Raw genomic sequence first — 10,483 nt, forward strand, 5'->3', positions numbered from 1 at the left:
GGCAACCGCTTCTGGCGCGCGATTCATGAGGCCGGGATCACGCCGCGGCGCTATCAGCCAAGCGAGTTTGCGTCGCTATCGCGCTCGGGATCGGCTTCACCGATCTCTGCAAGACGGGGGCCGGGATGGATCACCAGATCGCGGCGGAGACGATCGACGTGCCGGGCTTCAGGGCGAAGATGGAGACGTACCGGCCGCGGACGATTGCGTTCACGAGCAAGAAGGCGGCCAGCTTGTTTTATCGCCGGCCGTCAGCTGCGATTTCGCTGGGGCGGCAGGTGCGCGACGAAAGCTTGCCGGAGATATTTGTGCTGCCGTCGCCGTCCGGTGCGGCTTCGGGGCATTGGACGATCGAGCCGTGGCGCGAACTTGCGGCGTGGATCGCTGCGTAGGGTGGGTTAAACGCGCGACTGCGCGAGGCGCAGGCGGCGCGGCGTAACCCACCGCATCTGTCGCCACGGACACACAAGCTGCGTAGGGTGGGCAAAGGCGCTCTTGCGCCGTGCCCACGCTCTTTCCGTGTGTCCGGCAGGTCGTGGGCACGGCGCGCGAAATGCGCGCCTTTGCCCACCCTCCGGCTGCCGGATTGCATCTGCTCCCGTGTCCCGGCCAAGAGTAGCGCAGACCCCTATCATCGTGAAAAAATCCAATCCGCCCACATCAATTAGAGATTGTTCGATGGTATAAGACCCCCTGTAATTGATCCATATTTGGCAGCCACAGGGGTATTTCATGCGATTCAAATCTCGAAAGACCAATGGTTATCAGGTGTTCGCCGTGTCCGGCACTAACACGGTTTCATTCGGCATCGACTTCAAGGACGCCGACACCAAGGGGTTGCTCGGCTTCGCCGTCGAGCGAAGCGATCCGGCGGAGAAGGAGCGATACTTCATGTTCGGGTACAAGGTCTTTCCGTCCGTCGTTCCAAGCCCCGACGAAACGACGACGGTCAAGACCTTCGACCATCCGGTCCAGAGCTTCGTCTGGGACGACTTCACGGCCAAGCCGAAACGAACCTACGAGTATCTCTTCCATCCGCTGAAGGGCACACCGAAGAATCTGGATCGGAGCGCTCCGCCGATTTCGATCGAGGTGCGCACCGAGCCGCTGTTCTCGTCGAAGAAGCACGACGTGTTCTTCAATCGCGGAATCGCCAGCAGCCAGGCCTATGCCCGCAAGTTCGACAACAAGAAGCCGGACAAGCTTGATCCAGAAAAGCGCAAGGAAGCCATGGAGTGGCTGAGCCGGAGCCTCGACGAAGCGATGCTGGCGTTCATTGGCAACGCGAAGAAGAACGACACATTGCTGTGCTGCTTCTACGAATTTCGCTATCTGCCCGCTGCCCAGGCACTGAAGGCTGCAGCCGACCGCGGCGTCGAGTTGCAGCTCATCGTCGATGCCAAGGTGAACGAGAGAACCGACAACAAGGGCGTGTTCCACGAGAGCTTTCCGCGCGAAGAAAATCTCAGAACGCTGAAGAAAGCCGGCATCCCGAAGAGGAACGTCATCCTGCGCGAGGCAAAGCCGAACGAGATCCAGCACAACAAGTTCATGGTCCTCCTGAAGGGGAAACGCGCGGAGCCCGCCGAGGTGTGGACCGGATCCACCAACCTTTCCGACGGCGGCATCCACGGCCAGACCAATGTCGGCCATTGGGTCCGCGACGCCCGTATCGCAAGCGAGTTCAAAGCCTATTGGGACCTCCTCAGCGAAGATCCTGGCCCGAAGGACGGCGACGACGCTGCGACGGTCAGGCGCAAGAACAAGGAGCTCAGGGCCGCCGTCGAAGAATTGCAGGAGACGCCGGCATCATTGACCGACGTCAAATCCGGCACCACCTCGATCTTCAGCCCGCGCAGCGGCTCGGACGTTCTGGACATGTACGCCCACATGATCGACGACGCCAAGAACGTCTCCTGCATCACGCTCGCATTCGGCATCAGCGAGGTGTTCAAGGAGCTTTTCAGCGACAACACCTCGGCGAGCCACATCGCCTTCTTCCTCCTCGAAAAGGAGGACAAGCCGAACCCCAGGAGCAAGAAGGCGTTCGTCGGCCTCAACGCCAGCAACAACGTCTACAAGGCGTGGGGTTCCTATTTGCGCGATCCTCTCTACCAATGGACCCGCGAGACGAACGCCAAATCGCTCCAACTCAACAAGCACGTCAGTTACATTCACTCGAAATTTCTTCTGGCCGATCCGCTCTCCGACGATCCGATCGTCGTGACGGGCTCGGCGAACTTCAGCAAGCCGTCCACCAACGACAACGACGAGAACATGCTGGTCATCCGCGGAGACCGCCGCGTGGCGGATATCTACTTCACCGAGTTCAACCGCCTTTTCTTTCACTACTATTTTCGCTCGGTCCAGGAATCCACGCTGAAGCTCGACGAGGACGAGAAGCGCAAGCGCGACCGGGAGAGCCTGTTCCTGGCAGAGGACGACAGCTGGATCAAAAAGTACAAGCGAGGGAGCTTGAAGCAGAAGCGCGTCGCCATCTTTTCCAGCATGACGGGCTTCAGCTAGATCGTTCGGGAGACGGTCTCCTGTCCACACACGGAAATCAATAATGGTCCCGCATGTCGCAAACGCTCATGCGGGCTACAATTGTGCGGAGACATTCGTGCTGCCGTCACCTTCCCGGGGTGCGTCGGGACATTGGACGATCGAGCCTTGGCGCGAACCGGCGGCGTGGATCGCTGCGGAGGTGAATGAAAGCTAGCGCCGCACACGCGGTGTCGTAGGGTGGGCAAAGGCGCTCTTGCGCCATGCCCACCATCTCTCCGTGGGTCCGGCAGGACGTGGGCACGGCGCGCGAAGGGCGCGCCTTTGCCCACCCTACGAGATCTGCTCCCGCGTCCTGGGCAAGCGGAGCGCAGACCCGGCGCCCGGAAGCTTCGGCACGCGTCGTCATGCGCCCCGGCTCTGCAGCGCATCACGCCGCACTGGACGATGCTTCGTATCGCCAGGGGCGCGCTGCACTGCGTCCGGGGCACGCCACCAGCGGCGACGCACGGCATCACTCCTCGAACAATTCCTTGAACAGCGTCTTCGCGCGTTCGAGTCCTTCGTCCGTGAACACCACCGACTTCACCTTGCCGACGGGATCGTCGATCATGCCCTTGTCATGCAGGCGGCCGAGCACGTCCCAGTCGAAACCTTTCCAGGCCCGATAGCCGTCGTGCAGGGTGAGATAGAGCAAGGCTAGCGCCGCGTCGTCGATCTTGTCCGTGTTGATGGCCATCGTGATCTCCTGGTCGAGCGGATTGCGGTCATCCTATTTCGCAGGAAGCAAGTCGCAAGCGGCGCTCCGACGTAGCCCGGATGAGCGTCAGCGATATCCGGGGAGCCCGCTCCCGCATGTCGCTGCGCTCATGCGGGCTACCAGACCACCGTTGCGTCCGTCGCCAAACCTCTTCATGCTTGCCTCACCACCCCGGAGGAGCCCGCCGATGCTGACCCTCTACTCCTACCCCAACCTCTTCGGCGTCGCCGACAACAACGGCTATGGCCTCAAGGTCTATGCCTTTCTCAAGCTTGCAGGCGTGCCGTTCGTGCATGAGCACGTCTTCGATGCCTCCGCCGCGCCGCGCGGGCAGCTGCCCTACGTCGTCGACGACTTTGAGCCCATCGGCGACAGCGAGGTCATCATCGCGCATGCGATCGCGAAGTACCGCCTGACCATCGATGCAGCATTGTCCGCGGAGCAACGCCGCACCAATCACCTCATGACGCGCATGCTGGACGATCTCTACTGGGTGATGTCCTATTCGCGCTGGAAGGACGAGCGCTTCTATCCGGCGTTCCGCGACGGCTTCATCGCGCAGCATCCGCAGGTCAGTAGCGAAGGCTTCGAGAAGGCCAAGGCCTACAACGCGCAGCGCTATCACTTCCAGGGCATCGGCCGCTACACGCCCGAGCAGGCCTACGCGCGGGGGCTCGCGGATTTGCAGGTGCTGGCTGAGATCGTGCCGGCCGCGGGCTTCGTCCACGGCGCGGCGCCGACCAGCATCGATGCCGGCATCTACGGCTTCATCGCCAACATCTACTACTTTCCGATCCCGACGCCGCTGAAGGCCTTCGTCGATGCGCAGGGAAATCTCGTCGCGCATTGCGAGCGGGTGCATGCGATGGTCGAGAAATCGTAAGGTGGGTTAGCTTCGGGCGGCGCGAAGCGCTGTCCGATGCGTAACCCACCACTGTTCGTCTCCTGTGACGCCAAAGAGGTGGGTTACGCCCCGCGGATTCGCTTCGCGCCTCCGCAGTGCTAACCCACCCTACGGCACCATCTCCTACCGCATCGTGATCGCGAGCCCGCTGAGATCGGCATTCGCCATCAGGCCGACCTGCGTGCCCGTCAGCTCCAGCACCGCGCCCTTCTGGTTGGAGAGCACGATCGCGCGGGCGCCGCGGCCGACGGCGAGGCCGGCACCGGCGGCGCCATAGACGCCGGCGACGTCCGAGGGGCGGTTGATGTTGGAGACGCGTCCGCGCAGCACGGTCTTGGATCCGCCGAACACGAGGCCGTAGTCGAGGCCGCCGGTGGAGAGCGCGTAAGTGCGGCCGCGGAAATTGAGCACGCCCGATCCGCCCGAGCCGCCGATGATCCAGCCCGCCTTGTAGATCGTCAGCGTCACCGTGCCGCTGTCGGCCCGCGCGGCGGTCGAGAGGCCGGCCAGAGCGGCGATCGCGACCAGCGCGGCGCGGAAGATGGATGCGAGCTTCATGGGTGTCTCCGGGGGCTATTTTTTCAAGAGTGGATTCGAATCAGACGCGGCGAATGTATCCGATCGATCGCGGCGGCAACATGATGGGGTGGATGGACGTGGGTTGCGGGCTGTTGCAACACCCCAACTGTCATCGCCCGCCTAGTGCGCAATTGCGCACAGGGGCGGGCGATCCAGTACGCCGAGAAGGTTGTGATCGAGCCGAGAAGCCGCGGCGTACTGGATGCCCCGCCTGCGCGGGGCATGACAGCGGAGATTGGAGCCGCGCACCGACCTTCGCCAGCATGCCATACTACCCCTGTATTGCCCGACGGAGCAAGCGAATGCTTCGCCTTTACCGAATTCTGAAAAACATCAATGATTTCCGTGCGGCGCCTACTGTGCATGGGGTTGTTTTCGCACTTTCGTTTTGCGAGGCTCCTCCCTCGCCCCCGTCCATGCGTCCCGCGACCGTCCTTGAGGTGACCCCATGCCGATCCAGCATTTCGCGCCCCCGCCGCAAGTCAAGGCGCCGCCGCTGTCCTTTGCGACGCGCGTCGGCGATCTCCTGTTCGTCTCGGGCATTCCCGGCTTCGACGCGTCGGGCGAGCTGCCCGACGGCTTCGAGGCGCAGTTCGCCAACGTCGTCGTCAACGTCGGCCGGGTGCTGGACGAGGCCGGCGCCACCTTCCGCGACCTCGTCAAGGTCAACGTGCTCTTGACCCGCGCCGGCGACGTCGCCGCCATGAACGCGCTCTATGCCGGCGCCTTCGGCCCGCCGCCCTATCCGGCGCGGACGACGTGCGTGGTGCAGGCGCTGCCCAGGCCGGAGATGCTGATCGAGATCGAGGCGGTGGCGTCGCTGGCGAGGTGAGCGTGTGGCCGGCCGGGCACGCGGCCGAACCAAATGCCATGGAACGACTGACATGTCCGTGAGCCGCCGCGCCCCGGCTTGCAAAGGTCCTGCTTTTACCGCACGAACTCTGAGATCCACTTTCCCACAGGAGATCCTTCATGCGTCGCGTTCTCGCCCTCTGTGCCGTCGCCGGCATCGCCAGTTCCGTGTTCGCCGTGCCGGCCTCGGCGGCGGTCGGCTATTACGTGATCCGCTGGGACAACACCGGCATCTGCCAGGTCTGGAACGAGGACTTGAAGTACAAGCCGTTCCAGATCGGGGTGTCGACCTACAAGGTCGTCAGCAAGCCGTTCCCGACCTTCCAGCAGGCCTCGGACCTGCAGATCAAATTGCGCTCCGAGCGCAAGTGCACGCTCTGAACGCGCTCACGACGGACCGGATTCGAAGGGCGGGTCGCGCGAGCGATCCGCCCTTTCCTTTTGAACCTCGGCGCCAGGCGGAACTACTCACATCTTGTCCGGGACGCAGGCCCAACCGCGTCCCACACCACCCCTCCCGCCATTGCCGGGAGGCGCATCACGTCATTCATTTGAGGAGCTGATCATGCGTCGTATTTCCATGCTGTGCGCTGCCGCCGGTGTTGCCATTACCGCCTTTGCCGCCGCGAGCCCGGCCGAGGCCAGCTATCACCTGATCCGCTGGCAGGACAGCGGCTTCTGCCAGATCTGGGACGAGAGCATCCCGACCACGCCGTGGCCGGCCGGCTATCATCGCGCCAGCGCCAGCGTGCCGACCTTCATCGACGCCCTCATGGTCAAGGACGCGGCGCTCAAGAGCGGCAGCTGCAAGTGGTGAAGTAATCGACCGGCGAACGAAAGGCGGGCAAGGACGTGCATGCGTCCTTGCCCGTTTCTTTTCGCGCTCACGCGTCCTTGTGCGCGCCGGGATGAATCAGGACGTCGCGCGCGGCGGCGAGATCCATGAAGGCCTGCGCGCTGCCGCCGTGGTCGGGATGCATGCCCTTGGCGGCGCGGCGATAGGCCTGGTTGATGTCCTCGCAGGTGAGCTGCACGGCGAGCGGCAGGCCGAGCATCTTGCGGGCGCGGTCCTCGCTGGAGAGCTTCTTCGGCGCGGCGTTGCGGCGGCCGAAGCGCGGCGCGGTCAGGTCGTGAACGACATCGAGCACGACGCCGACGCGGCGGTGCGCCGCCAGCGTGACGCTGTGATCGTCGTTGTCGACGGCCTGGCGCAGCACCGGAAGCGCCTGCTCGGCGGCCTGGCGCAGCGTGACGTCGCCGCTCATCCGCGCGATCTCGGCCACGAGCCGGCCGGCCTCGGCCCAGACGGCGGATTGCGCCGACCGCACCCTTTCCAGGGCGAGTTTCCAGGTTTCGAGCCGTTCCATCATGCGCGCAACGTTTAGCAATGAAGATCAGTATGCCAAGGCCGCCGTTTCCGACCCCTTAATTTCGGGTTAGCTTTTCGCAACACTTCGAAACCAAAACGGGAGGAATATGTCATGGCGCTGCTCGCCAACCACATCGCCGTCGTCACCGGCGCCGGTTCCGGCATCGGCCGGGCGATCGCGACCGGTTATGCGCGCGAGGGCGCGCAAGTGGTGCTGCTCGACGTCAATGCCGAGACGGTGGCGGAGGCGGCGCAGGAGATCCGGACATCGGGCGGCAAGGCCGAGAGCTTTGCGCTCGACGTCACCAGGCGCGAGGATTGCTTCGCATTGGCCGGGCAGGTTGCCGACAAGATCGGGCAGGTCTCGATCCTCGTCAACAACGCCGGTATCACCCGCCGCAACGCTTTCACCGCCGAGACCGAGACGGTGGCGAAGGACTGGAACGACATCATCGCGCTCAACCTCAACGGCGTCTTCAACATGACTCAGGCGTTCCTTGGCCCCTTGCGCGCCAGCAAGGGCCGCATCGTCAATATCGGCTCGATCCAGTCCTTCGTGCATCTGCGCACGCCGAGCTCGGCCGCCTACACGACCTCGAAACACGGCGTGCTCGGTTTCACCAAGGCGCTCGCGGCCGAGCTCGGCAAGGAGGGCGTGCGCGTCAATGCGATCGGCCCCGGCTTCATCGAGACCAACATCAACGCCAATGTGCGCGCGACCAATCCGGCGCTGGTGCAGGCCTTCCTCGATCACACGCCGCTGGCGCGCACCGGCAAGCCCGATGATATCGTCGGCCCAGCGATCTTCCTGGCATCCGATCTGTCGGCCTATGTCACCGGAACGATCGTGATGGTCGACGGCGGCTATCGCACGGTGTGAGGGAAGGCCCCCGCCAATCGCGGCCGCATCTTGGCATTCTCAAGGTCATGTGGTGCGATCGGGCGCGCTTAACCTTTCATTAACCAAACCCGCCCACCGTAGATCTACGGCTTGGGGGTCGTTTGTTCTCGATCCGCTTTCCGACGATGGAAGCGGGCGTTGATCGGGGAGTGTATTGATGACCACTGTTCATGTCGCCGCGTCCGACCCGGGCGTCCAATTTCTTGCACCCAACCAGATCGTTCCGCTTCTGATCGGCGCCACCGTCGACGAGGTCGAACGCGAGCTCGTGCTCCAGACCCTGGCGCGCTGCGACGGCAACCGCACGCGCGCCTCGCGCGTGCTGGGCTTGTCGGTGCGCACGCTGCGCAACAAGATCAGGCTCTATGCCGCCTCCGGCATCGAGGTGCCTGCCTGTCAGGACTAAGCGCGACGTTCGCGCGCTTCGACGTGGACGGCGTCCCCGCGATGCGCGGGCAGAATTGCTGCTGTCGTCAAACGCCGCTAAGTAGCTGGCTTCGGGTGAAGGGAGCAGCGGCGTGGCAGACGATCAAGGACGACGGCCGGGACCTCAGGGCCCTCGTGGGCGACAGGGCGAACCGGGACGGCCGGGACCGCAGGGTCATCCCGGCCGGCGCGGCCCGGACGGGGCACGCGGCAAACCGGGACCGCAAGGCAAGCCCGGGCCGATCGGAAAGGCCGGCCCGACCGGCAAGCCCGGGCCGCAAGGCAAGCAGGGCGAAGCCGGCCCACGTGGGCCGGCCGGCGCGCCGGGACCTGCCGGGCCGCAGGGGCCGACCGGGCCGCAAGGCCCGCGCGGCGAGCCGGGTCCGCCCGGCCAATTGCCGTCGATCGAGCAGGTGCTGCCATGGCTCGACCAGCTGTTCGACGCCTGGGACGAACGCCGCCGCCAGCGCGAGCGCGAAGCCGCCGAACGCGAAGCGCTCGAGGCCGCCGTGCAGGAGACGGACGAGGCTATCGCAGACGACGAGAGCGATGACGGCGACGATAACAAGAAAAAAAGGAAGAAGAAGAAGCACGGCCACAAGGACTGACGGCGCGGCCTATCTCGGCCGATCCTCGCGCCGCGGCAGCATGCCCATGCGCTCGAACTGCCAGCGCATGGCGCGGTACCAGAGATAGCCGACCGCCGCGCCGCACAGCGCAAGGATGATCACGTTGGCGCCCGAGAACGAGCCGCTCCACCACATCATCCACGCGGTCCACAGCAGCGTGAAGACGGTGGCACCTGCTTTCAGAGGAAGAAGGGGACGGCTCATGGTCGTGCTCCGGGCGATCAAAACCCCGGCGGCCACCATCGCAAGCCGAGGCAGTGGATTCCGTGAGCCAGATCACGGACCGCCTTGCCGGAGCTCACGAACCAAAGCGCAACCGCGAGCGCTCTTTCGCCCTTTCCGCCTCCACCTCGCGGTCGCGCGCCGGCGCATGCGTCTGCAGCGAGGTCAGGAGCCTTCGCGCCGCTTCGGAGACCTCGGTCACCGCACGCTCGAACGCCGCCTCGTTGACCTGCGAGGGCTTGTTGAAACCGGACAGTTTTCGCACGAACTGCAGAGCGCTGGCGTGGATCTCATCCTCCGTTGCCGGCGGCTCGAAGTTGAACAGCGTCTTGATGTTGCGGCACATGCATTCTCTCCCGGCGTTTTCCTGAAGACGAAGGTCTGAGCCGAAATCCTACATCCGCCTTCTCACTTCTGCGACGTCCCGCATGGGCACGCCAACCGACTCGGTGGATGCGCACCGCCACAAGCTTGCATCTCGCAGCGCATCATATCCGGCGCACCGACGCCGCATATTATTTGAGCATGCATTGCAGCGACGGCTCAGGCTTAATCCGTGCCAACGGTACGAATCGACGCGCAGGACAACCGCGCGCCAATGGCACGATCGGCGATGAGGAGGATCGCATGCACAGGCTCGCACTGTGCGTTTGGCTGGTCGCAGCGACGGCGCTGGCAAACGTTGCGTTCGCGCGCGACAACGGCCAATACGACCACGTCCCGCCCGACATCCGCGCATGGTTCAAGAGCGTGATCGCGCCAAACGGGGTTCCCTGCTGCGACATCTCCGACGGCCACCGCACCGAATACGACGTCCGCAATGGCGCATATTGGGTGCCTATCGAGGGACAATGGCTCGAGGTGCCCGGACGCGCCATCATCCGCGACCAGGGCAATCCGATCGGCCAGGCCGTGGTATGGTATGTCCACCATCGCGGCGCCATCATCATCAGCTGCTTCGTGCCTGCGGATGCGGTGTAGGCTTCGACAACAAGGCAGGATGGATTTCGTTGGCTGTAGAAACCTGATCGGGTAGCTTGACGCCAGCTGACAGGGAGGCACGCCGTTGACCGATCTTAACGCCGAAGATCTCGCCGCGATCTATGCCAAGCCGACCCCGCGCGTGATCGCGAAGGCACGGCCCGCGATCGATGCGCATGCGAAGAAGTTCATCGAGATGTCGCCGTTCTGCGTGCTCGCGACGTCAGGTGCGGACGGCAGCGTCGACGCTTCGCCGCGCGGCGGCGGCATCGGCTTCGTCCAGGTCGCCGGTCCCAATCAGTTGCTGATGCCCGACCGCTCCGGCAACAACCGCATCGACAGCTTCCGCAACGTC

15 protein-coding genes and 1 pseudogene are annotated in these 10,483 nt (G+C 64.2%); 11 read left to right on the plus strand and 5 right to left on the minus strand.

Annotated elements, in window-relative coordinates; genetic code table 11:
• Together JHD07_RS19110 and JHD07_RS19115 are read left to right on the plus strand one after the other, a co-directional pair.
• Positions 1 to 392: pseudogene (locus JHD07_RS19110) on the plus strand (mismatch-specific DNA-glycosylase); the annotation flags it as partial.
• Positions 393 to 732: 340 nt separating this feature from the next.
• The gene (locus JHD07_RS19115) at positions 733 to 2,526 is read left to right on the plus strand and encodes a phospholipase D-like domain-containing protein (RefSeq protein ID WP_291624700.1); all 1,794 of its coding nucleotides are present in this window, start codon (positions 733 to 735) and stop codon (positions 2,524 to 2,526) included.
• 493 nt (positions 2,527 to 3,019) lie between these two features.
• Here JHD07_RS19115 and JHD07_RS19120 read toward each other — a convergent pair whose 3' ends face one another.
• The gene (locus JHD07_RS19120; RefSeq protein ID WP_291624701.1) at positions 3,020 to 3,244 is read right to left on the minus strand and encodes a DUF6429 family protein; all 225 of its coding nucleotides are present in this window, start codon (positions 3,242 to 3,244) and stop codon (positions 3,020 to 3,022) included.
• A 208-nt stretch (positions 3,245 to 3,452) separates the two neighbouring features.
• Here JHD07_RS19120 and JHD07_RS19125 point away from each other — a divergent pair, with 208 nt between their 5' ends.
• A complete protein-coding gene (locus tag JHD07_RS19125; protein WP_291624702.1) occupies positions 3,453 to 4,148 on the plus strand; it encodes a glutathione S-transferase family protein in 696 nt (231 codons plus the stop codon).
• 144 nt (positions 4,149 to 4,292) lie between these two features.
• Here the strand turns inward: JHD07_RS19125 and JHD07_RS19130 are convergent, their stop codons facing one another.
• Entirely contained in the window at positions 4,293 to 4,727 is a 435-nt protein-coding gene (locus tag JHD07_RS19130; protein WP_291624703.1) for a hypothetical protein, read from the minus strand.
• A 469-nt stretch (positions 4,728 to 5,196) separates the two neighbouring features.
• Between JHD07_RS19130 and JHD07_RS19135 the strand changes: the two genes are divergently transcribed.
• The 3 genes from JHD07_RS19135 to JHD07_RS19145 all read left to right on the plus strand — a co-directional run bounded on the left by JHD07_RS19135 (position 5,197) and on the right by JHD07_RS19145 (position 6,417).
• Entirely contained in the window at positions 5,197 to 5,580 is a 384-nt protein-coding gene (locus JHD07_RS19135) for a RidA family protein (RefSeq protein ID WP_291624704.1), read from the plus strand.
• A 140-nt stretch (positions 5,581 to 5,720) separates the two neighbouring features.
• A complete protein-coding gene (locus tag JHD07_RS19140; RefSeq protein WP_291624705.1) occupies positions 5,721 to 5,981 on the plus strand; it encodes a hypothetical protein in 261 nt (86 codons plus the stop codon).
• Positions 5,982 to 6,165: 184 nt separating this feature from the next.
• Positions 6,166 to 6,417, plus strand: a complete 252-nt coding sequence (locus JHD07_RS19145; RefSeq protein WP_291624706.1) for a hypothetical protein — start codon at positions 6,166 to 6,168, stop codon at positions 6,415 to 6,417.
• Between the two features lie 67 nt (positions 6,418 to 6,484).
• Here JHD07_RS19145 and JHD07_RS19150 read toward each other — a convergent pair whose 3' ends face one another.
• Positions 6,485 to 6,970, minus strand: a complete 486-nt coding sequence (locus JHD07_RS19150; protein ID WP_291624707.1) for a J domain-containing protein — start codon at positions 6,968 to 6,970, stop codon at positions 6,485 to 6,487.
• A 111-nt stretch (positions 6,971 to 7,081) separates the two neighbouring features.
• Here JHD07_RS19150 and JHD07_RS19155 point away from each other — a divergent pair, with 111 nt between their 5' ends.
• The 3 genes from JHD07_RS19155 (at position 7,082) to JHD07_RS19165 (ending at position 8,904) form a co-directional block, all read left to right on the plus strand.
• A complete protein-coding gene (locus JHD07_RS19155; RefSeq protein WP_291624708.1) occupies positions 7,082 to 7,849 on the plus strand; it encodes an SDR family oxidoreductase in 768 nt (255 codons plus the stop codon).
• A gap of 178 nt (positions 7,850 to 8,027) precedes the next feature.
• Positions 8,028 to 8,276, plus strand: coding sequence for a helix-turn-helix domain-containing protein (locus tag JHD07_RS19160; RefSeq protein ID WP_291624709.1), 249 nt, complete (start codon positions 8,028 to 8,030; stop codon positions 8,274 to 8,276).
• Positions 8,277 to 8,388: 112 nt separating this feature from the next.
• On the plus strand, positions 8,389 to 8,904 hold the full coding sequence (locus JHD07_RS19165) for a collagen-like protein (protein WP_291624710.1): 516 nt from the start codon (positions 8,389 to 8,391) through the stop codon (positions 8,902 to 8,904).
• A gap of 9 nt (positions 8,905 to 8,913) precedes the next feature.
• On the opposite strand, the gene JHD07_RS19170 is transcribed toward JHD07_RS19165, so the two are convergent.
• Both JHD07_RS19170 and JHD07_RS19175 read right to left on the minus strand, forming a co-directional pair.
• Complete coding sequence (locus JHD07_RS19170) at positions 8,914 to 9,129, minus strand: hypothetical protein (protein ID WP_291624711.1); 216 nt, start codon at positions 9,127 to 9,129, stop codon at positions 8,914 to 8,916.
• A gap of 94 nt (positions 9,130 to 9,223) precedes the next feature.
• A complete protein-coding gene (locus JHD07_RS19175; RefSeq protein WP_291624712.1) occupies positions 9,224 to 9,493 on the minus strand; it encodes a DUF2277 domain-containing protein in 270 nt (89 codons plus the stop codon).
• Between the two features lie 281 nt (positions 9,494 to 9,774).
• Between JHD07_RS19175 and JHD07_RS19180 the strand changes: the two genes are divergently transcribed.
• Positions 9,775 to 10,128 carry a hypothetical protein gene (locus JHD07_RS19180; protein WP_291624713.1) on the plus strand — a complete coding sequence of 118 codons (354 nt, stop codon included), beginning with the start codon at positions 9,775 to 9,777 and terminating at the stop codon, positions 10,126 to 10,128.
• A gap of 85 nt (positions 10,129 to 10,213) precedes the next feature.
• Positions 10,214 to 10,483 (plus strand): pyridoxamine 5'-phosphate oxidase family protein (locus JHD07_RS19185; RefSeq protein ID WP_291624714.1); only part of this gene is annotated, 270 nt, incomplete at its 3' end.

It is taken from the genome of Bradyrhizobium sp. (assembly GCF_016462955.1).
Taxonomy (GTDB): domain Bacteria; phylum Pseudomonadota; class Alphaproteobacteria; order Rhizobiales; family Xanthobacteraceae; genus Bradyrhizobium.

Bases quoted from the DNA above. Each gene is read 5' to 3' on its own strand.
- JHD07_RS19160 (WP_291624709.1), top strand. From the start codon at position 8,028: ATGACCACTGTTCATGTCGCCGCGTCCGACCCGGGCGTCCAATTTCTT.
- JHD07_RS19180 (WP_291624713.1), top strand. From the start codon at position 9,775: ATGCACAGGCTCGCACTGTGCGTTTGGCTGGTCGCAGCGACGGCGCTG.
- JHD07_RS19150 (WP_291624707.1), bottom strand. From the start codon at position 6,970: ATGATGGAACGGCTCGAAACCTGGAAACTCGCCCTGGAAAGGGTGCGG.
- JHD07_RS19120 (WP_291624701.1), bottom strand. From the start codon at position 3,244: ATGGCCATCAACACGGACAAGATCGACGACGCGGCGCTAGCCTTGCTC.
- JHD07_RS19145 (WP_291624706.1), top strand. From the start codon at position 6,166: ATGCGTCGTATTTCCATGCTGTGCGCTGCCGCCGGTGTTGCCATTACC.
- JHD07_RS19170 (WP_291624711.1), bottom strand. From the start codon at position 9,129: ATGAGCCGTCCCCTTCTTCCTCTGAAAGCAGGTGCCACCGTCTTCACG.
- JHD07_RS19115 (WP_291624700.1), top strand. From the start codon at position 733: ATGCGATTCAAATCTCGAAAGACCAATGGTTATCAGGTGTTCGCCGTG.
- JHD07_RS19125 (WP_291624702.1), top strand. From the start codon at position 3,453: ATGCTGACCCTCTACTCCTACCCCAACCTCTTCGGCGTCGCCGACAAC.
- JHD07_RS19155 (WP_291624708.1), top strand. From the start codon at position 7,082: ATGGCGCTGCTCGCCAACCACATCGCCGTCGTCACCGGCGCCGGTTCC.
- JHD07_RS19175 (WP_291624712.1), bottom strand. From the start codon at position 9,493: ATGTGCCGCAACATCAAGACGCTGTTCAACTTCGAGCCGCCGGCAACG.
- JHD07_RS19135 (WP_291624704.1), top strand. From the start codon at position 5,197: ATGCCGATCCAGCATTTCGCGCCCCCGCCGCAAGTCAAGGCGCCGCCG.
- JHD07_RS19130 (WP_291624703.1), bottom strand. From the start codon at position 4,727: ATGAAGCTCGCATCCATCTTCCGCGCCGCGCTGGTCGCGATCGCCGCT.
- JHD07_RS19140 (WP_291624705.1), top strand. From the start codon at position 5,721: ATGCGTCGCGTTCTCGCCCTCTGTGCCGTCGCCGGCATCGCCAGTTCC.